At 59.6% G+C, this 23,285-nt stretch carries 23 protein-coding genes, 1 tRNA gene and 1 riboswitch; of the genes, 8 read left to right on the forward strand and 16 right to left on the reverse strand.

Translation table 11 applies throughout. The annotated features are described in order from the left end of the window. Positions 1 to 188: 188 nt before the first annotated feature. Positions 189 to 806 carry a CDP-alcohol phosphatidyltransferase family protein gene (locus tag B0E33_RS05285; protein WP_031269656.1) on the forward strand — a complete coding sequence of 206 codons (618 nt, stop codon included), beginning with the start codon at positions 189 to 191 and terminating at the stop codon, positions 804 to 806. Here the strand turns inward: B0E33_RS05285 and B0E33_RS05290 are convergent. Then, entirely contained in the window at positions 803 to 2,011 is a 1,209-nt protein-coding gene (locus B0E33_RS05290; RefSeq protein ID WP_189640072.1) for an O-succinylhomoserine sulfhydrylase, read from the reverse strand. The two genes, B0E33_RS05285 and B0E33_RS05290, sit on opposite strands and share 4 nt — an antisense overlap. 36 nt (positions 2,012 to 2,047) lie before the next feature. Then, a riboswitch (SAM riboswitch) is annotated at positions 2,048 to 2,127 on the reverse strand. Positions 2,128 to 2,265: 138 nt separating this feature from the next. Between B0E33_RS05290 and B0E33_RS05295 the strand changes: the two genes are divergently transcribed. Continuing rightward, positions 2,266 to 3,402, forward strand: a complete 1,137-nt coding sequence (locus B0E33_RS05295; RefSeq protein ID WP_051990224.1) for a 2'-deoxycytidine 5'-triphosphate deaminase — start codon at positions 2,266 to 2,268, stop codon at positions 3,400 to 3,402. A gap of 6 nt (positions 3,403 to 3,408) precedes the next feature. Further along, positions 3,409 to 3,957 carry an IMPACT family protein gene (locus tag B0E33_RS05300; RefSeq protein WP_055658106.1) on the forward strand — a complete coding sequence of 183 codons (549 nt, stop codon included), beginning with the start codon at positions 3,409 to 3,411 and terminating at the stop codon, positions 3,955 to 3,957. Between the two features lie 232 nt (positions 3,958 to 4,189). Here B0E33_RS05300 and B0E33_RS05305 read toward each other — a convergent pair whose 3' ends face one another. Next, the gene (locus B0E33_RS05305; RefSeq protein WP_031269660.1) at positions 4,190 to 4,990 is read right to left on the reverse strand and encodes an ion transporter; all 801 of its coding nucleotides are present in this window, start codon (positions 4,988 to 4,990) and stop codon (positions 4,190 to 4,192) included. Positions 4,991 to 5,159: 169 nt separating this feature from the next. On the opposite strand from B0E33_RS05305, the gene B0E33_RS05310 reads away from it, so the two are divergent. Beyond that, positions 5,160 to 5,233 (forward strand) — tRNA-Gly (locus tag B0E33_RS05310). Positions 5,234 to 5,273: 40 nt separating this feature from the next. On the opposite strand, the gene B0E33_RS05315 is transcribed toward B0E33_RS05310, so the two are convergent. Then, on the reverse strand, positions 5,274 to 5,480 hold the full coding sequence (locus tag B0E33_RS05315) for a DUF1127 domain-containing protein (RefSeq protein ID WP_055658103.1): 207 nt from the start codon (positions 5,478 to 5,480) through the stop codon (positions 5,274 to 5,276). A 150-nt stretch (positions 5,481 to 5,630) separates the two neighbouring features. Here B0E33_RS05315 and B0E33_RS05320 point away from each other — a divergent pair, with 150 nt between their 5' ends. After that, entirely contained in the window at positions 5,631 to 6,080 is a 450-nt protein-coding gene (locus tag B0E33_RS05320; RefSeq protein ID WP_077290625.1) for an Lrp/AsnC family transcriptional regulator, read from the forward strand. 180 nt (positions 6,081 to 6,260) lie between these two features. Next, a complete protein-coding gene (locus tag B0E33_RS05325; protein WP_208997765.1) occupies positions 6,261 to 7,142 on the forward strand; it encodes a transporter substrate-binding domain-containing protein in 882 nt (293 codons plus the stop codon). A 31-nt stretch (positions 7,143 to 7,173) separates the two neighbouring features. Here the strand turns inward: B0E33_RS05325 and B0E33_RS05330 are convergent, their stop codons facing one another. Next, a complete protein-coding gene (locus B0E33_RS05330) occupies positions 7,174 to 8,019 on the reverse strand; it encodes a sterol desaturase family protein (protein ID WP_077290626.1) in 846 nt (281 codons plus the stop codon). A 115-nt stretch (positions 8,020 to 8,134) separates the two neighbouring features. On the opposite strand from B0E33_RS05330, the gene B0E33_RS05335 reads away from it, so the two are divergent. Next, positions 8,135 to 8,782, forward strand: a complete 648-nt coding sequence (locus B0E33_RS05335; protein WP_077290627.1) for an alpha/beta family hydrolase — start codon at positions 8,135 to 8,137, stop codon at positions 8,780 to 8,782. A gap of 117 nt (positions 8,783 to 8,899) precedes the next feature. Here the strand turns inward: B0E33_RS05335 and B0E33_RS05340 are convergent, their stop codons facing one another. Genes B0E33_RS05340 through B0E33_RS05350 form a run of 3 tightly spaced genes read right to left on the reverse strand, consistent with a single transcriptional unit; the run spans position 8,900 to position 12,022 of the window. After that, entirely contained in the window at positions 8,900 to 9,886 is a 987-nt protein-coding gene (locus B0E33_RS05340) for an Hsp33 family molecular chaperone (protein WP_023001809.1), read from the reverse strand. A 10-nt stretch (positions 9,887 to 9,896) separates the two neighbouring features. Then, positions 9,897 to 10,826: an ornithine carbamoyltransferase gene (gene argF, locus B0E33_RS05345; protein ID WP_023001810.1), complete on the reverse strand. Its 930-nt coding sequence runs from the start codon at positions 10,824 to 10,826 to the stop codon at positions 9,897 to 9,899. After that, positions 10,826 to 12,022, reverse strand: coding sequence for an aspartate aminotransferase family protein (locus tag B0E33_RS05350; RefSeq protein ID WP_075281428.1), 1,197 nt, complete (start codon positions 12,020 to 12,022; stop codon positions 10,826 to 10,828). Before B0E33_RS05350 ends, argF begins: the two co-directional genes overlap by 1 nt. Positions 12,023 to 12,463: 441 nt before the next feature. Between B0E33_RS05350 and B0E33_RS05355 the strand changes: the two genes are divergently transcribed. Then, a complete protein-coding gene (locus B0E33_RS05355) occupies positions 12,464 to 13,000 on the forward strand; it encodes a GcrA family cell cycle regulator (RefSeq protein WP_077290628.1) in 537 nt (178 codons plus the stop codon). 326 nt (positions 13,001 to 13,326) lie between these two features. Here B0E33_RS05355 and phoB read toward each other — a convergent pair whose 3' ends face one another. The 9 genes from phoB to B0E33_RS05400 form a co-directional block, all read right to left on the reverse strand. Beyond that, positions 13,327 to 14,028, reverse strand: a complete 702-nt coding sequence (gene phoB, locus B0E33_RS05360) for a phosphate regulon transcriptional regulator PhoB (protein ID WP_023001813.1) — start codon at positions 14,026 to 14,028, stop codon at positions 13,327 to 13,329. 80 nt (positions 14,029 to 14,108) lie between these two features. After that, the gene (gene phoU / locus B0E33_RS05365; RefSeq protein ID WP_023001814.1) at positions 14,109 to 14,804 is read right to left on the reverse strand and encodes a phosphate signaling complex protein PhoU; all 696 of its coding nucleotides are present in this window, start codon (positions 14,802 to 14,804) and stop codon (positions 14,109 to 14,111) included. 31 nt (positions 14,805 to 14,835) lie between these two features. Then, positions 14,836 to 15,597: a phosphate ABC transporter ATP-binding protein PstB gene (gene pstB, locus B0E33_RS05370; protein ID WP_228148061.1), complete on the reverse strand. Its 762-nt coding sequence runs from the start codon at positions 15,595 to 15,597 to the stop codon at positions 14,836 to 14,838. 47 nt (positions 15,598 to 15,644) lie between these two features. After that, positions 15,645 to 16,997 (reverse strand): phosphate ABC transporter permease PstA, encoded by a 1,353-nt coding sequence (gene pstA, locus B0E33_RS05375; RefSeq protein WP_023001816.1) that lies wholly within the window; start codon positions 16,995 to 16,997, stop codon positions 15,645 to 15,647. After that, positions 16,997 to 18,466, reverse strand: a complete 1,470-nt coding sequence (gene pstC / locus B0E33_RS05380) for a phosphate ABC transporter permease subunit PstC (RefSeq protein ID WP_023001817.1) — start codon at positions 18,464 to 18,466, stop codon at positions 16,997 to 16,999. Before pstC ends, pstA begins: the two co-directional genes overlap by 1 nt. A 65-nt stretch (positions 18,467 to 18,531) precedes the next feature. Continuing rightward, positions 18,532 to 19,572: a substrate-binding domain-containing protein gene (locus B0E33_RS05385; RefSeq protein ID WP_023001818.1), complete on the reverse strand. Its 1,041-nt coding sequence runs from the start codon at positions 19,570 to 19,572 to the stop codon at positions 18,532 to 18,534. Between the two features lie 354 nt (positions 19,573 to 19,926). Beyond that, positions 19,927 to 20,919: a substrate-binding domain-containing protein gene (locus B0E33_RS05390; protein ID WP_077290629.1), complete on the reverse strand. Its 993-nt coding sequence runs from the start codon at positions 20,917 to 20,919 to the stop codon at positions 19,927 to 19,929. Between the two features lie 161 nt (positions 20,920 to 21,080). Further along, positions 21,081 to 22,436, reverse strand: a complete 1,356-nt coding sequence (locus B0E33_RS05395; RefSeq protein ID WP_077290630.1) for an ATP-binding protein — start codon at positions 22,434 to 22,436, stop codon at positions 21,081 to 21,083. A 244-nt stretch (positions 22,437 to 22,680) separates the two neighbouring features. Beyond that, positions 22,681 to 23,166: an SRPBCC family protein gene (locus B0E33_RS05400; protein WP_077290631.1), complete on the reverse strand. Its 486-nt coding sequence runs from the start codon at positions 23,164 to 23,166 to the stop codon at positions 22,681 to 22,683. Positions 23,167 to 23,285 lie beyond the last annotated feature (119 nt).

The raw sequence follows: 23,285 nt of genomic DNA on the forward strand, positions 1-23,285 counted from the left end.
TGCGAACCTTGAAATAGACCGGTCCGAAGCGACTTCCACGGGTAGTGCCCGCTCGTTCAGGAGGGGCTTATAGGGCGAATGACGCAAGCGTGAAAGAGGGTTGTGACATATGAGGCCGGAATTGCTTGAGATTTGAGGCCGGATTTTGCAAGAACACCATCTGTCAGACCCAAAACAGTGATCTCTTCATGTTCGATGCCCACCTGCGCCCGCTGATCGATCCGCCGTTGAACCGGCTGGGCCTGATCCTTGCCGGCACGGGGCTTACCGCCAACAGCGTGACGCTGGCGGGCTTTGCTGCCGGTATGGGGGCAGCCATCGCTATCGCAACGGGTCATACCCTGATCGGCTTGTTCCTGATCGCGGTCAACCGATTTGCAGACGGTCTCGATGGCGCGTTGGCTCGGGCAACGGCCAAGACGGATCTCGGCGGCTACCTCGACATCACACTGGATTTCTTCTTCTACAGCGCAATCCCTCTGGCCTTTGCCATACAGGACCCGGCCAGCAACGCTTTGCCGGCGGTGGCACTTCTTGCCAGCTTCTACGCCAACGGCTCGGCCTTTCTGGCCTTTGCCATCATGGCGGAGAAGAACAAGCTGACCACCGACGCTCAGGGCTCCAAATCGCTCTATTACATAGGCGGGCTGGCCGAAGGTACCGAGACCATCGCGCTATTCCTGCTGATGGCCCTGGTTCCCGCCTGGTTTCCTGCGCTTGCCTACGGTTTTGCCGCGATATGCGTCGTGTCCGCCGGCGCCCGGGTGCTCATTGGCGTGAAGGCGCTGCGGCAGACAGGCCGTTAGATCGCCTGGAGCGCCTTCTCGATATCTTCCAGCAGATCCTGCGGATCCTCCAGACCGATTGAAAGCCGCAGGATACCATCGGTGATACCGAGTTCCGCGCGGGCTTCCTCGCCGATCGACTGGTGCGTGGTCGTCGCCGGATGGGTGATCAGGCTCTTGGCGTCGCCCAGGTTGTTGGAGATCTTGACGATTTCCAGCGCGTTTGTGAAACGGAACGCAGCTTCCTTGCCACCCTCGATTTCCATCGCCAGCATGGTGGATCCGCCGCTCATCTGGCGTTTGGCAACATCGGCCTGCGGGTGGTCGTCCCGGCCTGGATAGATCAGCCGCGCGACCTTGGACTGGCTTGCCAGATAGTCGGCAATCCTGCCCGCCGTTTCCGTCTGGCGCGCAACGCGCAGCGGCAGCGTTTCCAGGCCCTTCAACAGGACCCAGGCACTGAACGGGCTCATGTGCGGACCGGTATGCTTGATGAAGGGCATGACCTCGTCGTTGATCCATTCCTCGTCCGACAGGATCACACCGCCGAGGCACCTGCCCTGGCCATCGATGTGCTTGGTGGCCGAATAGACGACCACATCGGCACCGAGCTGAAACGGCGACTGATACAGCGGGGTCGCAAAGACGTTGTCGACGATCAGACGGGCACCGGCTTCCTTGGCGATCTGTGCCACGGCCTCGATGTCGATGACTTCCAGCGTCGGGTTGGTCGGGCTTTCCAGGAACAGGGCCTTGGTGTTCGGCCGGACAGCCGCCTTCCACTGCTCGATGTCCGTTCCGTCTACCAGCGTACTTTCAACGCCGAAGCGCGGCAACAGTGTTTCGCAAATATAGCGGCAGGAGCCGAACAGGGCCTTGGCGGCAATCACGTGATCGCCTGCCCTTACCGCTGCCATCAGCGCCAGATTGACGGCCGCCATGCCGCTGGCGGTTGCCCGCGCGGCCTCAGCCCCTTCCAGTGCCTTGATACGGTCCTCGAACATGGTGACGGTCGGGTTGGCATAGCGCGAATAGACATAACCCGGATCCTCGCCATTGAACCTGGCCTCGGCAGCTTCGGCACCGCTATAGGTAAAGCCCTGGGTCAGGTAGATTGTCTCCGAGGTCTCACCAAACGGTGACCGCATGGTGCCGCCATGAACCAGAGTGGTTGCAGGGCGCCAGTTCTTGTTTCCGGTCTTGGTGGTCTCAGTCATGTCTTTCATTCGCTCCAAACGCAAAAAACCCCAGCCTCAAGACCGGGGTTCTCACCTCCGGCCTTTTTAGCAACTTGTTTAACGTGGCTGCAAGCCGGCCGGCCCAAATCACCACGAAGTGAGCCTGTCCTACGGGAAAAGCAGGCACTGGTCAATTGTCTTGCGCACGATCCTCTCAAAAGCCCCGTTCTGCCAGAATGCCTGTTGGCGCGGGCGGCCCGATCCTTTAATGACCATAGACCAGCATAATGCGGAACATCTTCATGAACGTCACAGCGGGTCAGGTCTTGAACGGAAGCGCACTTCTCACAGCAAACGGCATTTTGCCGGAACGGGTAATCCAGGCCATGTTCGCCGCCGGAGAGATTTCAGCGGACGCGCCGCCTGTCACCGGTCAGATACAGCCTGCCAGCCTCGACCTGCGCTTGGGCAAGGAAGCCTACCGGGTGCGTGCCAGCTTCCTGCCGGGCCCCGACATCCAGGTCGCGGCTCGGCTTGAGCAGATGAAACTGCACACGGTCGACCTGAGCGAAGGTGCCGTCCTTGAAACAGGCTGCGTCTATATCGTGCCGCTGCAGGAAAGCCTCGCCCTGGCTCCGGATATTTCGGCAACTGCCAACCCGAAAAGCTCGACCGGCCGCCTGGACGTCTTCACCCGCGTCATCACAGACAACGGCCTTGCCTTCGACACCATTCCGGCCGGCTACACCGGTCCGCTTTATGCCGAAATCTCGCCGCTGACCTTTCCGATCCTCGTGCGGTCCGGGTCCCGCCTCAGCCAGATCCGCTTCCGGCGCGGTCAATCGCTCATTCCCGATGCGGAGCTGGAAGAGGTGCACAAGGCCCACACGCTGATGAGCGGTGGCAACGAGCGCATCGGCAACGGTGTGCAGCTCTCCATCGATCTGGAAGGGACCGGACCCAACAGCCTGATCGGATATCGCGCCAAGCAACACTCCGGACTGATCGATGTGGATGTCGTCGGAGCGCAGGACGTTCTGGATTTCTGGGAACCTATCTATCGCCGCCAGCGGGCGGAACTTATCCTCGATCCGGATGCATTCTATATTCTGGTCAGCCAGGAAGCTGTGCATGTGCCGCCGGACTATGCGGCCGAAATGGTGCCGTTCGATCCGCTCGTCGGCGAATTCCGCGTCCACTATGCAGGCTTCTTCGATCCCGGTTTTGGCCACGCCAGTGCCGGTGGTGTCGGCTCGCGCGCGGTTCTTGAAGTCCGCTCACATGATGTCCCGTTCATCGTGGAACACGGCCAGACCATCGGGCGTCTGGTCTATGAACACATGGCGGAGCGCCCGGCGACACTCTACGGTGAAGGCATCGGCTCCAACTATCAGGGCCAGGCACTCAAGCTGTCCAAGCACTTCAAGGCACCCGCCTGACCGCCGATGGCCCTGAAAACCGTCACCCGTGAGTTTGAAGGATTTCTGGAAGACCGGAAGTCCCGCTTTCTGGCGCATCTGGTGCCGGTGGACATGTTCGACCAGCGGATGGAAGAGCTGCGCAAGGAGCACAAGAAGGCCAATCACATCGTCACGGCGCACCGAAGACTTCTGGAAGACGACCGGATTGAGGAGAGCGGCAAGGACGACGGTGAACCGGCTGGCACCTCCGGCATGCCGACATTGCGCGTGCTGCAAGGGGCAGACCTGATCAACTGCGCTGTTCTGATCGTGCGTTATTTCGGCGGTACGAAACTCGGCGGTGGGGGCCTGGCCCGAGCCTATTCCGGCGCAGCGCAGGATGCGATCAACAACGCCGACCTGGTACCGTTTCAAAAGATACTGTCGAAAACAGTTCGCGCCGATTTTGCGTCCGGATCGGAACTGGAACGGCGGATCGAGACCCTCGGCCTCACCGTCATGGCGCGCGACTACACCGAAGACGGAGTGACGCTGACCGTCGAAGGGCCGGAAGAGGTTCTGGCTGAACTCTAGAGAGCGTCGACGTCCCGTCGCTCCTTCCAAGTCACTAGGGCCGGCCCCTCCCCCAGTCGTCATTGCCGGACTTGATCCGGCCATCCATACGGGGATCTTGGTCACAAAGAGACAATTGGGTCAGGAGACGGAGCGTCCTGGTTCCCACGGTTCAGTCAAGGGACGACGCATCAGATCGTGGATAGCTCTTGGTTTATCCGCTGACGCCACTGTTTCAGTCCACCAGGCCGCCTTACGTCCGCGTCTTGCCAGCTTCCGCCTTCAGCTCTTTCAGTTCTGCTCGAAGCGCCCTGACCTCTTCCAGGATCAGCCCTGTGTCGTCATGAATGGCCTGACGGTTGGCGTCGGCTTCAGCCTCGTGTTCCTCCTGCATGGCGGAGACGATGATACCGATAAAGAGGTTCAGCACCGTGAAGGCCGTGCACAGGATGAAGGGGACAAAGAACAGCCAGGAATAGGGATAGACATCCATGACCGGACGCACGATGCCCATGGACCAGCTTTCCAGGGTCATGACCTGGAACAGCGTGTAGAGCGATGCGCCGAGGTTGCCGAACCATTCCGGAAAGGCTTCGCCATAGAGCTTGGTCGCCATGACGGCGAAGACGTAAAAGACCAGCGCCATCAACACGACGATGGAGCCCATGCCCGGCAGGGCGGCCACCAACCCGCCGATAACACGGCGCAAGGACGGTACGACGGAAATGAGACGCAGAGCCCTCAAAATTCGCAGCGACCGCAGAACGGACAGGTTGCCTGTTGCCGGCATCAGCGAGATTGCAACGATGCTGAAGTCGAAGAGGCTCCAGGGGTCCTTGAAGAACTTCAGGCCATGAGCATAGAGCCGCAAAGCCAGTTCAACGACGAATATGCCTAGGATCACCTGATCGACCAGCCTGAGGAAACTGCCTACCTCTGCCATGACAGCAGGACTGGTCTCCAGACCGAGCGTCACCGCATTCAAAACGATAACGCCAATGATGCAGACTTCCCAGTTGCGTGAGGTGACCAGCGCCCTGACCTGATTTCGCATATATATGACCCGGTTTGATGTCTTTTCGTGCGTACCGCACTGCCCGGGCCGGAACATGGCGATTTCAGCGTCGCAGCGCAAGATCGCAGCGCTTTGGAAAAGCATCTACCCATCAGACAAGCGTGCTTGACAGGTCGGGCAAGTCGGCGCAGAAAGCTCATCAGGTTCGGCGGGTGTAGCTCAATGGTAGAGCAGAAGCTTCCCAAGCTTAAGACGGGGGTTCGATTCCCCTCACCCGCTCCAAACAACCAATCCAATTCCTGAATTTCCCAGTGGCTTTTCTTCAGCGCAGCGTTTCGCCGACCTGCGGGGTTTTCCGGACATCTGCGCGGCTGAGGCCAACATCCTTCAAGAGATAGTCGGGCAGATCCGCCAAGTGCGCCATGTCGCGCCGACGGCGCAGGCACTTCAGCGCGAAATGCAAGACGGCAGCAACGAGACCGGCTCTACGGACGCGCGCCAGGTGCAGAGGTACAAGGTGATCGGTCATCTGTTTTGCTCCTTTCCAACGGACAGGAGTAAGTTTAGAAAAAGCCTCTACGGACAGTGCGCAAAATTCTCAAAATTGAGCGATAAATTCGCAAAAATTCCGATTTTGAGATAAACTACCGCACAATTACGCCGAACAGGACTTTTCAACATGGATCTGGACGATTTCGATCATCAGCTGCTGCATCTGCTCAGTCTCGATGCCCGCCAGACCGGCAAGGAGCTTTCCGAGAAAGTTGGCCTGTCTTCTGCCGCCTGCCTGCGCAGGGTGCAACGCCTGAGAGAAGTCGGGGCGATCGAGCGGGAAGTGGCCATCGTGTCACCGGAGGCAACGGGCGCCTCCGTTACCTTGCTAGTGATGCTGATGCTGTCGCGTGGACAGCCGGAACGTATGGCGAAGTTGCGGCAGAAGTTGCTGAAGCTTCGGGAAGTGAAAAAGATCTACCACGTCACGGGTCCGGCCGATCTGGTACTCACCGTGCAGTGCTCTTCCATGGAAGCCTATTCAACTTTCACCGAGGCGCATTTCTATGAAGACGACATCAAGGGCTTCGATACGATCGTCGTCCTGCGCTCCTACGATCCGGAATCGGGGACTTGACTGCACTCCGCGGAATTCAGCCAACGCTGTGCCTGTCAGAGTTCTCGCGTTTGTTTTCGGAGTGCCTCGTGACATCTTCGACGGAGCGGGCTGACAAGCGCTGCCGGTTCGCGATATTCTGTCTGCGCGATTCCCGGCGCGTATTGCCGACCATGACTTGATACGGAACGAGACGTCCGCGTGCCAGCTTCACTGCCACTTCTCAAGATTATCTGCCGCGTTGCAGCCGGGCTGCTGACGCTTGGCACTTTGGCGCTTGGTACTTTGGCGCTCGGCGTCCTGTCGGTTTCAGCCCAGGAGGCTTCGGTCCGCGTTCCCAATTTCTGGGATCCGAAAGCCGTCCACGACCGGCCAAATGCCATTCCGGACAAGATCCAGTTTCTGGCAACCGACGGATATCCGCCCTTCGTGTTCCGTGACCAGCATGGCCGTCTTACAGGCTTCAATGTCGATCTCGCACGGGCTCTCTGCCAGGAGCTTGGAAGTTCCTGCGCCTTGCGCATCAAGGACTTCGAGGTTCTTCTGCCTGCACTGGACGAAGAAGAAGGTGACGCGATTATCTCCGGCCTGTCGCGCAGCCTCCCCTCCACGCGCCGCCTCAACTTCACCGAGGACTATCTGAAGCTGCCGGCGCGGTTTGTGGTTCGGGCGTATAACGCGTCCGATTTCAACGAGCAGGCTCTCACCGGCAAGCGGATAGCCGTTGAAGCAGGGTCCCGCTACGAGGCGTTTGCCAAGCGCTTCTTTCCCGATGCCGAGATCATCAGTCTGGAAACCGCAGAGGCGACACGCGAGGCGGTCAAGGGCGGTTCGGCCGATGCTCTGTTCGGCGACGGCCTGAACCTGTCCTTCTGGCTGCCGAGCGAAGCTGCAGATGGCTGCTGTGCCTTTGCCGGCGGCCCGTGGCTGGAGCCGGGCTATTTTGATGAAGGCATGGCCATTGCGACCCGCCAGGACGATCCGGAACGGGCTGCGGCCCTCACCTACGCCTTGCGCCAGCTTCACCAGAAGGGCATCTACCGCGAGCTTTACCTGCGCTATTTTCCCATGAGCTTCTTCTGACCTTTCCGGCCATTCCCGACAAAGAACCAGGTCAGCTTTTGCCTTTCGCGTCCTCGACACGCGCCTCCTTCCGGCGGTCCGGATTTTTCAGGAACGGGATCGCCAGGCTGAAGGGAAACGAATGCGCACGCGGCGTGAGCGCGGCACCGAGCCCGATTTCCATCGTCTCTTGTCCTTGCTCGGGATCTTCCACGTAGGTTCCGAACAGACGGTCCCAGACCGAAAGATAGAACCCGTAGTTGGAATCCGTCTCGTGCGGTAGCACCGAGTGATGAATGCGGTGCATGTCCGGAGTGACGATCAGAAACCGCAAGGGGCGGTCCAGCCAAAGCGGCAAGCGGACATTGGCGTGGCTGAAAACCGCAGAGCCGTTGAGAACGATCTCGAAGATCAGCACGGCTTCAACAGGACCGCCGAGGGCGATGATGACCACCCCTTTCCAGAGGAAGGACAGCAGAATTTCGATCGGGTGGAACCTGAGCGCGGTTGTAGCGTCCACCTCACTATCTGCGTGGTGCATGCGGTGAATGCGCCAGAACAGGGGAACCTTGTGCGACACCAGGTGTTGAAACCACACCGCAAGATCAAGCACGACAAAGGTGATCAGACCGGCCACAACACCCGACCAGCCGAGAAATGCAAAGAGGCCCCAACCCTTTTCCTGTGCCAGCATTGCAAGGCCGACGCCGCCGATGGGGAAGAACAGCCGCACCAGAAGGGCATCAAGCAGAACAATGCCCCAGTTGGTCGGCCAGCGCTTCAAACGGCTGCTCTTCAGGCGCCGCCGTGGCAAGCCCGCCTCCAACAGCGCCATTATCAGAAAGATGCCGCCGAAACAGGCCATGCGAACCTGGTTGATGTCGATCTGGTCAAACATGGGGTCTTTTGAAACGTCCTAACTAATGCTGCTTGCCACGGTCCCGATGGCACGATAGGGCGATACGACAATACTCCTGATATCATTCCTTGCCGCTGCGACAGATCACATCATCATGACCGACTTTCTCTGGACCCACCCCGAAACGCCACCTGTGGCAACACTGCTGCTGGCCCATGGTGCTGGCGCAGCCATGGACTCAACCTTCATGAACAAGCTCGCGGCAGCCCTCGCGAGCCAAGGCATTGCGGCCGCACGTTTTGAATTTGCCTATATGGCCGGTCGCCGGACGGGAGGCCCGAAAAAACCGCCGCCCCGGGCCGACAAGCTGATTGCCGAGTTCCAGACCGCCCTGCAATCAGTCCTCAGCCAGAGCGACGGTCCTCTGCTGATCGGCGGCAAATCGATGGGTGGTAGGGTCGCCGCGATGCTGGCAGGCGGCGGCTCGCTGCCTGGCCGCGCCAAGGGCGTTGCCTGTTTTGGCTACCCTTTCCACCCGACCGGCAAGGCCGATGCCGAATGGCGGCTCCAGCCGCTGCAGGACGCCAAACGGCCGGTTCTGGTTCTCCAGGGCGACCGGGATCCGTTCGGCTCGAAGGCGGAACTCGATGAAGTCACCTTGCCAGCTCATGTCAGCCTGACTTATCTGGAAGACGGCAACCACGACTTCGGACCGCGTGGCAAGTCGCCGGCGACACTCGACGGCAACATCAAACTGGCAGCCGAAGCAGTCAGGGCATTCGTGGATCGGCTCACGAGTTAGGGCCCACTACGTACCCGGACAAGCGCAGCGCAAGTCCAGGGCTTACGCGCAAGGCAGCAAGGAAAAAAGCCCGGACCGTTTCCGATCCGGGCTTTTTGAATTTCACGACAGTCCGGCTTACTGGCCGGGCTTTCCGTCGAATTCGTAGCTGGTGCTGCAGAACTCGCAGGTGACGATGATCTTGCCGTCGACAGTCATGTGGTCGACGTCGTCGTCGCTGAACCCGGCGAGAACATTCTCGATCTTCTCGCGAGAACAGCTGCACTTGTCGACCAGCGGCTGCGGCTCGAAAAGGCGGACGCCACGTTCGTGAAACAGCCGGAAGAGCAGCATTTCCACGCTGACTTCCGGATCAGTCAGTTCGACATCCTTGACCGTCTCGACCAGTACCTTGGCTTCCACCCAGGCATCGTCCTCGTCAATCTCGTGCGGGCTCGTGCCTTCCGGGGCATTGCCTGGATCGATGTCAGCCTGGCGCATGCGTTCCGGCGCTTCGGGCAGGAACTGGATCAGGATCCCGCCGGCTGTCCAGGTTTTCACGTGACCCTCGCCTTCCTGGCGGGTGAACAGTTCACCAACACCAAGACGAACTTCTGTCGGGATCTGCTCGGATCGCTCGAAGTACCGGCGTGCGACTTCTTCCAGCGAAACACCATCCAGCTCCACCAGTCCCTGGTAGCGCTGCATGTGCATTCCCTGGTCGATGGTCATCGCCAGATGTCCGTGCCCGAGAAGGGCCTCCTGCGTCGCCTTGCCGTCAGCCATCAGCGCTGCGACTTCAGCAGCATCGAAGGTTGCGCAGGCGCGGATTGCGTCGGGTGACTTGAAGTCGACGACCAGCATGGACACCGGCCCCTTCGTCTGCGTCTGCAGCGTGAAGCGACCGTCGAATTTCAGCGACGTGCCCAAGAGGCTGGTCAGAACGATCGCTTCCGCCAGCAGGCGCGAAACCGGTTCCGGATAGGCATGCCGGTCCAGAATTTTTTCCAGGACAGGACCAAGCGCGACCGCACGGCCGCGCACATCGAGCCCTTCCACGGCAAAGGGCCGGACAGCGTCCAGCCCTGCAGGCGTAATGCCCAGTTCATCAAGATTAAGTGCCACTTGGCTTGCCTTATGCTGCGCCGAAGCACCAGGCCAGAATGCCCTTTTGGGCATGGAGCCGGTTTTCGGCTTCGTCAAACACAACGGAGTTGGGACCGTCCATGACGTCCGAGGTGACTTCCTCACCCCGGTGGGCCGGCAGGCAATGCATGAACAGGGCGTCCTGGTTTGCCTCAGCCATCAGGCGTTTGTTGACCTGATAGGCGCTGAGGAGGTTGTGACGCGATTCCGCATCGTCATCACCCATGGACACCCAGCAGTCGGTCACGACACAGTCGGTCCCCTTGACTGCCTCATATGGGTCCGTCGTGACCTGAATGGAACCACCCTTGGCACGAGCAGTTTCAATCAGGTCCATCGGCGGCGCCAGTTCGCCCGGCGTCGCGATGCGCAATTCGAAATCGAAGCGCGGCGCGGCATGAATCCAGGAGGCCAGCACGTTGTTGCTGTCACCGGTCCAGGCAACGCTCTTGCCCTTGATCGAACCGCGATGCTCTTCAAAGGTCAACAGATCCGCCATGATCTGACAGGGATGCGAGAGCTTGGTCAGGCCGTTGATCACCGGCACTGTCGCATTTTCGGCAAGTTCACGCAGGTCGTTGTGATCGAGGATGCGGATCATGATCGCGTCGACGAAGCGCGACAGAACCTGCGCCGTATCGGCGATTGTCTCTCCGCGGCCGAGCTGCATTTCCGCACCGGTCAGCATCAAGGTCTCGCCGCCGAGCTCGCGCATGCCGACATCGAAGGAAATGCGCGTACGGGTCGACGGTTGTTCGAAGATCATGGCCAGCACCTTGCCGGCCAGAGGACCCTGGCCGCGATGCACGCCGTTACGGCTCGACTTGATCTTCCGGCTGGTGTCCAGGATGGCGCGCAGTTCGTCGCCTTCGAAGTCCGTCAGATCCAGAAAGTTCCGGTAGGTTCCGTTTGCGGTCATCAGGCCGCTCCTTCCGCCAATTTCGCTTCCATGGCGACAGCAGCCTGTTCCAGGCGCTCGACAGCAATGGAAATTTCCTCTTCGCTCATGGTCAGCGGCGGCATGATGCGCACCACGTTATCGCCGGCAGGAACTGCCAGCAGACCGGCTTCACGGGCTGCAAGCACATAATCTGCTACCGGCACCACGCATTTCAGACCGAGCATCAGGCCGTTGCCGCGTACTTCGGCCAGAACGTCCGGATGGCCGTCCACCAGTCCGGCCAGCTTCTGCTTGAAGCTGAGCCCCTTCTGACGGACACCTTCCAGGAACCCGTCTTCCAGAACGACGTCCAGAACGGCATTGCCGACTGCCATGGCCAGCGGATTGCCGCCAAAGGTGGTGCCGTGGGTCCCGGGGGACAGCGCCGCTGCCGTTTCTGCCGTTGCAAGACATGCGCCCATCGGGAACCCGCCGCCAATACCCTTGGCGATTGCCATCAGGTCCGGTTCCACGCCCGTCCACTGGTGAGCGAACAGCTTGCCGGTCCGTCCGACACCGGTCTGGATCTCGTCGAAAATCAGCAGAATGCCGTTGTCATCACAGATCTTGCGCAGCGCACGCAGGAAATCGGCCGGAATTTCGCGGATACCGCCTTCGCCCTGCACGGGCTCGATCGCGATCGCGGCCGTTTGCGGTCCGATGGCATCTTTCAGCGCATCCAGGTCTCCTGCCGGCACCTGGTCGAAACCCGGAGCCTTCGGGCCAAAGCCTTCAAGATATTTCGCCTGGCCGCCAGCCGCGATGGTCGCGATGGTCCGGCCATGGAAGGCGCCTTCGAAGGTCACGATGTGGAACCGCTCGGGGTTGCCGTTGTCATAATGATAACGGCGCGCGCATTTGATGGCAGCTTCCATCGCTTCCGCGCCGGAATTCACGAACAGCACCTTGTCGGCAAAGGTTTCCGCGCACAGGCGCTGCGCCAGCCGTTCGCCATCCGGGATCTGGTGCAGGTTAGAGGTATGCCACAGCTTGGCTGCCTGATCCTGCAATGCCTTGACCAGATGCGGATGGGCATGACCGAGTGCGTTGACCGCGATGCCGGAACCGCAATCGAGGAATCGTCGGCCATCGGTGGTAACCAGCCAGACGCCTTCCCCATGATCGAAAGACAGGTTCGATCTTGCGTAATTTCCGAATAGTGCAGTCGCGGACATAACCTCGTTTGTCTCCTTTAAACGCCCCTGCTGTCCCCTGCGTCGCCCCGACGCCGGGCCGTCACCTTGAAAAGATGCCGAAGGGCCAAAACGCAACGTGCCGCCCCGATGAGGCGGCACGCAGCGGCTTTCTTATACACTGCCGGTACCATGCACTGTCAATGGAAATGGCGCACAAGACATTTCATGTGCCGCGGAGGGCGGATTTCATAAAATTCTCAATGACCTCGCCATAATTGGGGAAAAGTCGTTTCATCCCCAACTGGTTTGGGTCGAGTGGTTGCCTGACAAATTAACGTTATTGTAACCTCTCAGCAATCAGACACGAGATCTCGTGAGGCAAATCACCAAGAGGCACTAGATCTGCCAGCATTAAGCGTGCTTGCGCATGCTTAACACGGGGTTAATGGCCGCAGGACGGTCAAACTAAAGGGTGCGGCAATGAGTTGGACAAACGAACGAGTTGAGCTTCTCAAAAAGCTTTGGGGCGACGGCTTGAGCGCAAGCCAGATCGCAGGCGAACTGGGTGGTGTTACCCGTAACGCCGTGATCGGCAAGGTGCACCGCCTTGGCCTGTCCGGCCGCGCCAAGTCCACCTCTTCAAGCGCCAAGCCGCGCCGGCCGCGCACCGCAGCTCCTGCAACGGGTGCAGCGCCGAAGAAACCGACGACGTCACATCCGCAGTCGATCGGCGCGACGGCCCTTAAAGCAGACATCTCGCCTGCACCAGTGGTGGCCCCCAAGCCGCGCGTAGAGCCGATTGCAGAGCTCGTTCCGATCTCGCAGCGGGCTACCATCCTGACGCTGACCGAGCGGACCTGCAAATGGCCGATTGGCGACCCGGCGACCGACGACTTTTACTTCTGCGGCCGCCAGTCCGATGCCGGCGTCCCCTACTGCGCTCATCACTGCAAGATCGCGTATCAGCCGGTCGCCGACCGCCGCCGCGATCGCAAGACGATGGCTCAGGCAGGCTGATAGCCTCGCACCTAACCAATTCATGAGAAAGCCCGCCATCTGGCGGGCTTTTTTTTGTTTGGGCCTTCCATTGACCAGATGCCCGACCCCGACCAGTGACCTCCCACGGCTTGTTCTTGGCACCGATCCATGTCGTTTCCGTTCCATCAAATCAAACCTTGTTTGACCGCTCCGCCACGACAGGGACCGCAGGATCAGCCCCGACACCGACACATCTGATGGGGTGGTCGCAGAAGAGAACCTTGTTCCGCGAAAGGCACATAACCGCTGAGAAACAAAAAGCCCGCTTGAAAGCGGGCTCCTTAATTCCATTCTGCAAGTTGCGCTCAGGCAGTGGCAGAGGTGAACTGGTCATTGAAGGCGTATCCGGCACCACGGACGGTACGGATAGGATCCTTCGCCTTGCCCTTGTTCAGAGCCTTGCGCAAGCGACCGACGTGAACATCGACAGTGCGTTCGTCCACGTAGACATCGTGACCCCAGACCCCATCCAGCAGTTGTTCGCGGGAGAAGACACGGCCAGGCGATGTCATCAGGAATTCCAGCAGGCGGAATTCCGTCGGCCCCAGGTGTATTTCCTTGGTGTTGCGGCGAACGCGGTGCGTTTCGCGATCCAGTTCGATATCGCCGGATCGCAACATGCTGGACACCACTTCCGGACTTGCCCGGCGCAGGATGGCGCGCACGCGGGCCATCAATTCCGGTACCGAGAAGGGCTTGACCACGTAGTCGTCGGCACCGGTCGACAGGCCGCGGATGCGCTCTGCTTCCTCACCGCGTGCCGTCAGCATGATGACCGGCAGGCGCTCGGTGTCTTCGCGCGCCCGCAGGCGGCGGCACAGTTCAATTCCGGACAGGCCCGGCAGCATCCAGTCGAGCAGCAACAGATCCGGCAGGCTTTCCCGCAGGCGGATTTCCGCCTCGTCACCCCGGACACAGGACTCGACCGAGTACCCTTCCGCTTCCAAATTGTATCTCAATAGAAGGCTGAGCGGTTCTTCGTCTTCAACGATGAGCACCTTCGGCATACATCTCGCTCCAATTACCGCAACCGGCGCCGAAGCGCCGGCCGTTAAGATCTTCTGCAAATCCGACGATTACCGGCGGGTCAGACCGCGCCTGTTTCGTCGACCTTTGCCCGGTCTTCCGGCAAACGCTCGCCAGTGACCATGTAGTAGACGTTCTCGGCGATGTTCGTGGCGTGATCGCCGATGCGCTCGATGTTCTTTGCGCAGAACAAGAGATGGACGCACTGGGTAATGACCCGCGGGTCTTCCATCATGTAGGTCAGGAGTTCGCGAAAGATCGACGTGTAGATCGCGTCGACCTCGGCGTCGGCTTCCTGAACCCGGCGGGCGGCTTCCGCATCCTTGCGGGCGTAGGCATCCAGCACCTGCTTGAGCTGCGAAAGAGCAAGTTCCGTCATGTGCTCCACACCGATCGCGAGCTTCTTGGACTGCAAGTCGCTGTCGATGGCGATGACGCGCTTGGCAACGTTCTTGGCAAGATCGCCAACACGCTCCAGGTCATTGGCAATGCGCGTTGCGGCGGTGATTTCACGCAGGTCCTGCCCCATCGGCTGGCGGCGGACGATCAGCTCGATCAGCTTCACTTCAAGTTCGTTGTAAAGGCTGTCCAGACGGACATCGCCCTTGATCGTCGCCTTGGCAAGCTCCAGATCCTGCGACACCAGCGCGGACACCGCATCGGCGAAAGCCTTTTCGGCAATACCACCCATTTCGGCAACCTTGCCGGCCATGGCCGTCAGTTCGTCATCGTAAGCCGAGACTGTATGTTCAGACATCCTGTGTCCCCTTCAGAAACCTAAAAAATGCTTAGCCGAAGCGGCCCGTAATATAGTCCTGCGTACGCTTGTCCTTCGGATTGGTAAAGATGTCCTCCGTCAGACCTTCCTCCACCAGAACACCCAGGTGGAAGAACGCGGTTCGCTGAGACACACGGGCAGCCTGCTGCATCGAGTGGGTCACGATCACGATGGTGAAGTTTTCCCGCAGTTCGTCGATCAGCTCTTCCACCTTCGCGGTCGCGATGGGGTCAAGCGCCGAGCACGGTTCGTCCATCAGGATCACTTCCGGGCTGACGGCAATCGCACGGGCAATGCACAGACGCTGCTGCTGACCGCCCGACATGCCGGTGCCCGGCTCGTCCAGACGGTTCTTGACTTCTTCCCAAAGCCCGGCCTTCTGCAGGCTGGAGGCTACGATTTCATCAAGCTCGGACTTGTTGCGGGCCAGACCATGGATCCGCGGACCATACGCAATGTTGTCGTAGATCGACTTGGGAAACGGGTTCGGCTTCTGGAAAACCATGCCGACCTTGGCACGCAGCTGTACGGGATCGACCTTGGGATCGTAGATGTCCTCACCGTCGATCTTGATCGACCCTTCCACACGGCAGATGTCGATGGTGTCGTTCATGCGGTTGATCGTCCGCAGGAACGTCGACTTGCCACATCCGGAGGGACCGATGAAGGCAGTCACGGACCGCGGCTGGATCTCGATGTCCACGTCCTTGATGGCGTGGGTATCGCCATAATAGACCTGCACCTTGTTCGCGGAAATTTTGCTGTCGGTCATGGTTTTCGCCTGTTCAAAATTCGGCATCTCGTTCATCGGAGCAATCCTTACCAGCGGCGTTCAAACCTGCGGCGCAGGATGATAGCGATAATGTTCATGGTCATGAGGAAGACCAGCAGCACGATGATCCCGCCCCAAGCGCGTTCATAGAAAGCCGGGTCGGCGCGTTTCGCCCACTCGTAGATCTGGGCCGGCATGGCCGAGTTCGGAGAGAAGAAACCGGCAGCCACACCGTCCGGGAAATTGGAGGCGATGAAACCGACCATCCCGATCAGCAGCAGCGGAGCGGTTTCCCCAAGCGCCTGTGCCAGACCGATGATCGTGCCGGTCAGAATGCCAGGCATTGCCAGCGGCAGGACATGGTGGAAGATCGACTGCATCTTGGAGGCGCCAATACCAAGGGCCGCATCGCGGATGCTCGGCGGAACGGCCTTCAAGGAGGCGCGGGTGGAGATGATGATCGTCGGAAGTGTCATCAGCGTCAGCACCAGGCCACCGACCAGCGGTGCGGATTGCGGCAGATGCATGAACTGGATGAAGACCGCCAGACCGAGAATACCGAACACGATGGAGGGAACGGCGGCCAGGTTGGAGATATTCACCTCGATCAGATCGGTGAACTTGTTCTGCGGAGCGAACTCTTCCAGGTAGATGGAAGCGGCCACGCCGATCGGCAGCGACAGGAACAGCACCACCAGCATCATGAACAGCGACCCGATCATGGACGCCCCGATGCCGGCCTGCTCCGGACGGCTGTCGGAAGCATCGGTTCCGGTGATGAAGGCCCAGTTGAAGCGCTTCTCCAGAATGCCGGCGGACTGCATCTGGTCAGCCAGATCCAGGTGTGCGGCGTCCAGGTTCTTGTCTTCGGCAAGATCCTCGCGCTTGACGCGGCCCTTCAGGTAGCCGTCGACACGGGATGAGGCGATCAGCTCGAAGGTTACCGTCGTGCCGATCTTGTCCGGGTTGGCAAGTGCATAGTCACGAACCGTCGCGGCAGCCCCTGAGGAGAACAGCTTCTGCAGGTCCTTTGCCGACATGTCGGTGGTGATATTGAGGCCGGCAAGTTCCTTGGCAAAGGCGTCGTCGATAATGGCCCGGTACTTGGAGGTCTTGACCACCGACTTTTCCGCTTCGGCAATCTGCTCCTGATTGAGCGGGACATCCACCTTCAGGAAGGTCTGGCTGAAGGCGCCAAGGCCGTTGGAAAGGATTGCCCACAACAGCGCGACGAGGAAGAACAGGCCGATGCCGATGGCAATGATGCCGTAGAGCTTGAAGCGCGCTTCAGCGGCGTTGCGCTTTCTGGTCAGCGGATCGAGTTCGAGGATCGACGTGGTCTTGTGCGGGGTCGGAGCACTGGTCTTGCCCGACGGTGGCGTAAGGGTCGTGTCGGTCATTAGTCGTACTGCTCCCGATATTTGCGCACGATGTAGAGCGCGACGATGTTGAGCCCCAGGGTCACGACGAACAGGGTCATGCCGAGTGCGAAGGCGACAAGGGCTTCCGGGGAGGCAAAGTCGGCGTCACCAGTGAGCTGGCTGACGATCTTCGCGGTCACGGTGGTCATCGCTTCGAGCGGGTTCATGCTGAGCCGGGCAGCAGCGCCGGCCCCCAGCACAACGATCATGGTTTCACCGATGGCGCGAGAGGCCGCCAGCAGGATGGCCCCGACGATCCCCGGCAGGGCCGCCGGCAGAATGACCTGCTTCACGGTTTCCGAATGGGTGGCACCAAGTCCGAGCGAACCGTCACGCATGGCCTGCGGCACAGCGTTGATGATGTCGTCGGAAAGCGAGCTGACGAAAGGGATCAGCATGATGCCCATGACAGCGCCCGCGGTGAACACCGAGGAAGCACCGGACATCCAGCTTACGCCAAGCGCACCGCCGGAGCCGAAGACGTTCATCAGAAGCGGGCCGACTGTGAGCAGCGCGAAGAGACCGTAAACGATGGTTGGAATACCGGCCAGGATCTCGAGCAGCGGCTTGGCGACGGCGCGTACGTGCGGCGTTGCATACTCAGACAGGTAGATGGCAGCGAACAGACCGATCGGTACGGCAACGGCAAGTGCGATCAGGGAGATATACATGGTCGCCCAGATCAGCGGCACGATCCCCAGCTCCGATCCACCGCCGAAGCTCGGCGCCCAGGTCAGGCCGAAGAAGAAATCAGCAGCCGGATAGAGCCGGAAGAACTCGACCGTGTTGAAGATCAGCGACAGCACGATGCCGACAGTCGTCAGGATGGCGATCGAGGCTGCTGCAATCAGGATATAGCGGACGACCGTTTCCACGACGTTGCGGGCACGGAAATCCTTGTTGGTGCGCAGAACACCGACAGCGAAACCGATCAGGCCGACCGCCAGAACGCCGATTGTCCGCAACAGCAGGCCTGTACCCGAGATGCTGCGGTATGTCTGCGCGGCCCGCAACGTTTCGGCGGTCACTTCGGAACCGAGCGCGACACCTATCTCGCCGAGACGGCTGCGCACGTCGGTCAGATCGGTGCGGATGGAAGACGCCATGTCGGCCGACATGGCGCCTTGGGAAACGGCAAGGTCGAGACCCTCGGCAACACGTACGACGTCGCTCATGACGAGGTCGAGCGAACTTGCGGCAATGGTCTCTTCGGAAATCTTGGAGGAAACCTGACTGTCAAGAATGATGGGCTGGAAGATCAGCCACGCAATGAGCAGCAGGAGGGCAGGAACCAATATCGAAACAACGACGTTCCAGCCGTAATAACCAGGCAGGGAATGGAGCTCACGCACATCCCCTCCGGCAGAACTTAAGGCTTTTCCGCGGCCGACTATGTATCCGGCGACAGCCAGAACCAGCAGCGCAATAAGAATATATGGAAGTGACATAGGGCGACCCAACCGGCAAAGAAGAAAGAAAGGGCGGCCGAAGCCGCCCTTCCGGAAAGATGTGCTTAGTTGCCCATCGTTTCTTCGGCTTCGATGGAAGCCTGCGTAGCTGCAAGCTCCGGATCGGAAACCAGGCCATACTGGGCCAGCGGGCCGTCCGGGCCAGCGATTTCGTCAGAAACGAAGAACTGAGCGTATTCTTTCAGGCCCGGGATAACGCCGATGTGTGCCTTCTTGATGTAGAAGAACAGCGGACGGGAAACCGGATACTCACCCTTGGCGATGGTTTCGGTGGACGGAGCGATACCGGCCATCGTTGCCACTTTGAGTTTGTCGGTGTTGTTCTCGTAGAACGCCAGGCCGAAAACGCCAACGCCGTTCGGGTTGGAATCGATGCGAGCCAGGGTCTCGGTGTAGTCGCCGTCGATGTCGACCGACTTGCCGTCCGTGCGAACTGCGATGCAGGCGTCTTCAGCGTCGTCTTCGGACATGCCGCCGTCGATCATGGCTTTCAGAGCGCCGGATTCTTCACAGCCAACAGCCAGAACTTTTTCTTCAAACACTTCACGGGTGCCGTGCTTGGTGCCCGGGATGAAAGCAGCGATTTCCGCGTCCGGCAGGGAAGCGTCAACTTCGGACCACTTGGTGTACGGGTTGTCGACGATCTGACCGTCCTTCAGGACTTTCGGGGACAGAGCGTTGAACCACTGAACCTGGGTGAATTCGTTGAAAGCCGGGCCGTCTTTCTGGGAAGCGAAGACGATGCCATCGTAGCCGATGCGGACTTCGATGATGTCTTTCACGCCAGCTTCGGCACAAGCCTTGATTTCCTTCTCGCGGATAGCGCGGGAAGCGTTTGCGATGTCGATGGTGTTTTCGCCAACGCCGGTGCAGAACTTCTTCAGACCAGCAGAGGAGCCACCGGATTCAACGACCGGTGTCGGGAAATCGGTGTTTTCGCCGAATGCTTCAGCAACGATGGAAGCATAAGGAAGAACCGTGGAGGAACCAGCAATCTGCACCTGGTCGCGAGCCTGAGCCGAACCAACGAATGCAGTGGAAGCAACGGCAAGAGCAGTTGCGCTAACGAGGGTCGTAAATTTCACTTGACCACTCCCTTTGAATGTCAAGGTTTCTAGATGATCACCGCGCTTGGATGTGCACGAGCGATGCGGGGAACCTAGGCTCCACGGATGAGAGTTCTATGACAGTTCCTTTTCAGTTTTGTGACAATTTAAGATGCTGAAATTACTCAAGAAAACCTGTTCCTTGACGGTTTTATGTCGCAAAGGGTCACAAAAACCCGTCTCGAGGTGCACATGGTGCAGCTCTCACTTGCCTCGGCAAAGCTGACAGGCATCCCTTTTATCCATCTGGCGAGCGTTATGCCTGATCAGGGAGGTTTTCAGGCACCTGCCGCAGCGGCCGAACGGGGTTTTGCATTGCCCGGTTCGGCTCGATCAGAGTTGCAAGGCCGGCAACGCCATTGCGTCGGCCGCCACTTGCCTGCGTTTTTCGGCAGACAGGGGAATCAGTCCCTTGCTCGTCAGATACCCATCGTCGCCCCAGGCCTCTTCGCTGGTGAAGGCAGCCACATACTCCTCCATGCCAGGAATAAGGCCGACGTGTTCCTTCTTGATGTAGAAAAACAGCGGGCGGGACACCGGGTATTCCCCGGAGGCAATCTTTTCGAACGTCGGCTCGACTCCGTTGACGCCAACGCTCTGGATCTTGTCCCGGTTCTGCATCAGGAAGGAATAGCCGAAGATGCCGACCGTCACGGGATTGGCCTCCAGAGCACCGACGATCAGGTCATCGTTCTCGCCCGCTTCGACAAAGCTGCCGTCCCGACGAATGCGGGTGCAACCGTCCTTTTCCAGATCCTTGACCGACTTGCAGCCTTCTTCCATGACAAGTTCCTCGAACGCATCACGGGTGCCGGAGGTCGGAGGCGGTCCAAGCACCTCGATTTCCTCATTCGGCAAGTCCGCATCAATGTCAGACCAGGCGAGGTTGCCGTTGTCGACAAGCTGTCCGTCCTTCGGAAGTTTCTCGGCCAGCGCCTCGAAAATCTGCTCCACGGTCAGGGTGAATTTCGGGCCATTGCGCGAATTGGCCAGCACGATGCCGTCATAACCGATTTCCACTTCGACCGGCGTGACGCCGTTTGCGAGACAGGTGTCCAGTTCCGAAGGCTTCATGCGCCTGGATGCATTGGTGATGTCCGGCGTGTGTTCACCAACGCCCTTGCAGAACAGGTTGAAACCGGCGCCTGAGCCCGTGGATTCGACAATCGGGAACTTTACGCCGTTGCTGCCGACTGCTTCTGCGACCGCGGTCGCAAACGGAAATACCGTTGACGAGCCGACGATAAGCAACCGGTCACGGGCTTCGGCGGTCAGGGATGCCAAACAAAAAACGCCACACAACACAGCGCGGGCTGAAAAATACATCGGCACGTTAAAACTCCTGGACAAAATGCTGGCGCGATCCGGCAAGACAGGCCTTCCTTCCGGCGGATCGCCTGACCGGTCACAAAAGACTTTTCCGATCTTGCAGTGGCAAGTCTCTAGCAGTCTCGCGTCTCAGGAATACGACAGTCGCCAATCCGGCATCAGGCGGAGATCTTCTCGGGCAGACCTTCAACGTTCTCCATGGCAGGCAAACTGACCTTGAACGTCGCCCCCTGCCCCGGCTCGCTTTCCACCTCCAGCCGGCCCCTGTGGCGTGTCAGGATGTGCTTCACGATGGCAAGCCCGAGGCCCGTCCCCTTCATCGCCCGGCTCGATTCGACATCGACCCGGTAGAACCTCTCCGTCAGGCGCGGCAGATGCTCACGCGGGATGCCCTCGCCGTAGTCGCGTACCGAAAGTTGCCAGGTCAGTGCATCCTGCGGCGCCTGCGGTCTTTCAAGACCGACGTCGACGAACTTGCCGTCATGGCCGTATTTCAGCGCGTTCTCGATCAGGTTTTCCGTCACCTGGATGAGCTCGTCCCTGTCGCCCCTGATCCGCACGGGAGTGTCCGGGAGCTGAAGCCGGATCTCGACGCCCATGTCGGAGGCCAGTGGAGACAGCGCATCGGTCGTATGCCGGACGATTTCTGACAGATCGACAGCATTTGCGGGCCGGACGTGCGCCTTCAGCTCGATCCGCGACAGCGACAGGATATCGTCGATCAACCGGCGCATACGCCCCGCCTGGTCCAGCATGATCGACAGAAACCTGTCTCTCGCCTCCGGATCGTTGCGCGCAGGACCTTGCAAGGTCTCGATAAATCCGGTGAGCGAGGCCAGAGGCGTGCGCAGTTCATGGCTGGCATTGGCGACGAAATCCGTGCGCATGCGTTCAAGCCGGCGATTTTCTGTCAGGTCCTGAATGACCACCAGAATGAAGTCCGGCAAGCTCGGCATCTTTTCCAGGCCTGCGCTTCCGGGCATGTAGATCGGCGAGATATGAGCCTCGTACCAGGTTTCGGTCGGCACCTTCTCGATCCAGCTGATCTTCTCGGCCTCACCCGTTGTGCAGACACGGTCGAACGCTTCCAGCAGCGAAGGAGCCCGGAGCGAGAAGGACAGAGGATCCCCCGGTTTCACGCCTTCGTAAATCGACAGCGCCTGCTTGTTGACATAGCGGGTGATGCCCCGCCCGTCGGCAACGAAGCAGGGTGTCGGCAACGCATCAACAGTGACCTTCATGCCCGTACCCGGCCACATCCTGCGGATTTCCCGCTGGGCATTCAGCTTGACCCTGCGGCTCGAAGACTTGCGCGGCACGAAACAGGCCACAACAACAATTGCCGCCATGGCGAGCAGCGCCGTCGTCAACGGCACTTCATGGACGATGACCGCGCCTGCGGCTGCAGCAAACGCGAACAGCAGAATCCAGCGGGCTTCGCCAAGTCGGGTCAGCGGCGATGCGGCCTGCCGGTCTTCAGCAGGTTCTTCGATTGGCGAAGGCGGTTGGGTCATGGACGGTCGAGCGAATTCGTTTCAGCGGTTAGGTGTCCCGAGTGCAGACACTATTTCGACGTCTCAGTAAATGTGCAAGGCCGGAATAGGGAGATCGGGGCAGCATCGGACCACTCCCCTAACACGGAAAGCATGTCAGCCAAGCGACAATCAAATACACCCCTGAAAATGGGCTCCGACCCACCAACGCTGTTCGCGTCAGGTGAACCGAAACTTCCGAACCGGCGCTAAATACCCGCACCAATCACCGATTTTGAGGCAAGGGATGTCTGGCGGCGGATTTCAGGTTGTCCAGAATACGCGGCCAGCCATCAGGCTGGCGCATGCGTTCCAGATATTCCGCTCCCGCTTCGCCATGTCTCAGAAACTCACTGTGAACGATTTCAAGGCGCGTGCTGTCCCCGGCCTCGCGGAAGTTCACCATGACACGGCTTGCCGTCGCAGGATCCGCAACTTCCTCGCCATCCCGGCTGACCTGCCAGGCCAGACGAATGTAAAGCGGCGGTTCCAGCGAGAGGACGGTTCCCCAGACCCTGTGCTGGCCTTCACTGTCGATCTCATAACAGCTACCACCCGCGTAGGGATCGATACCCGCCTGAACCTTGCCGTCGCCCGCATCCTTGAAAGGCGATGTCCACCACAGATCAAGCCGGTCGACAAACAGTGAAAACGCCTGGCTCCGCGGCAGATTCAACATGCCTTCAACCCGGCACTCGGTGTCATGTGTCATGATTTTCCGTCAAATTCGTTCTTTCCAACCCAAAACGCACTGTTTCACATTTGGACCCGGCTTGGCAAAGTACCGCTTCCCTAGCCGATTCAAACGTCAGATACATGACGTAAAGACCG

This window comes from Roseibium algicola, from assembly GCF_001999245.1.
Lineage (GTDB): Bacteria > Pseudomonadota > Alphaproteobacteria > Rhizobiales > Stappiaceae > Roseibium > Roseibium algicola.

Coding starts and splice junctions, on each gene's coding strand:
- B0E33_RS05285 (WP_031269656.1), top strand. CDS start 189: ATGTTCGATGCCCACCTGCGCCCGCTGATCGATCCGCCGTTGAACCGG.
- B0E33_RS05290 (WP_189640072.1), bottom strand. CDS start 2,011: ATGAAAGACATGACTGAGACCACCAAGACCGGAAACAAGAACTGGCGC.
- B0E33_RS05295 (WP_051990224.1), top strand. CDS start 2,266: ATGAACGTCACAGCGGGTCAGGTCTTGAACGGAAGCGCACTTCTCACA.
- B0E33_RS05300 (WP_055658106.1), top strand. CDS start 3,409: ATGGCCCTGAAAACCGTCACCCGTGAGTTTGAAGGATTTCTGGAAGAC.
- B0E33_RS05305 (WP_031269660.1), bottom strand. CDS start 4,990: ATGCGAAATCAGGTCAGGGCGCTGGTCACCTCACGCAACTGGGAAGTC.
- B0E33_RS05315 (WP_055658103.1), bottom strand. CDS start 5,480: ATGACCGATCACCTTGTACCTCTGCACCTGGCGCGCGTCCGTAGAGCC.
- B0E33_RS05320 (WP_077290625.1), top strand. CDS start 5,631: ATGGATCTGGACGATTTCGATCATCAGCTGCTGCATCTGCTCAGTCTC.
- B0E33_RS05330 (WP_077290626.1), bottom strand. CDS start 8,019: ATGTTTGACCAGATCGACATCAACCAGGTTCGCATGGCCTGTTTCGGC.
- B0E33_RS05335 (WP_077290627.1), top strand. CDS start 8,135: ATGACCGACTTTCTCTGGACCCACCCCGAAACGCCACCTGTGGCAACA.
- argF (WP_023001810.1), bottom strand. CDS start 10,826: ATGACCGCAAACGGAACCTACCGGAACTTTCTGGATCTGACGGACTTC.
- B0E33_RS05350 (WP_075281428.1), bottom strand. CDS start 12,022: ATGTCCGCGACTGCACTATTCGGAAATTACGCAAGATCGAACCTGTCT.
- B0E33_RS05355 (WP_077290628.1), top strand. CDS start 12,464: ATGAGTTGGACAAACGAACGAGTTGAGCTTCTCAAAAAGCTTTGGGGC.
- phoB (WP_023001813.1), bottom strand. CDS start 14,028: ATGCCGAAGGTGCTCATCGTTGAAGACGAAGAACCGCTCAGCCTTCTA.
- phoU (WP_023001814.1), bottom strand. CDS start 14,804: ATGTCTGAACATACAGTCTCGGCTTACGATGACGAACTGACGGCCATG.
- pstB (WP_228148061.1), bottom strand. CDS start 15,597: ATGACCGACAGCAAAATTTCCGCGAACAAGGTGCAGGTCTATTATGGC.
- pstA (WP_023001816.1), bottom strand. CDS start 16,997: ATGACCGACACGACCCTTACGCCACCGTCGGGCAAGACCAGTGCTCCG.
- pstC (WP_023001817.1), bottom strand. CDS start 18,466: ATGTCACTTCCATATATTCTTATTGCGCTGCTGGTTCTGGCTGTCGCC.
- B0E33_RS05390 (WP_077290629.1), bottom strand. CDS start 20,919: ATGTATTTTTCAGCCCGCGCTGTGTTGTGTGGCGTTTTTTGTTTGGCA.
- B0E33_RS05395 (WP_077290630.1), bottom strand. CDS start 22,436: ATGACCCAACCGCCTTCGCCAATCGAAGAACCTGCTGAAGACCGGCAG.
- B0E33_RS05400 (WP_077290631.1), bottom strand. CDS start 23,166: ATGACACATGACACCGAGTGCCGGGTTGAAGGCATGTTGAATCTGCCG.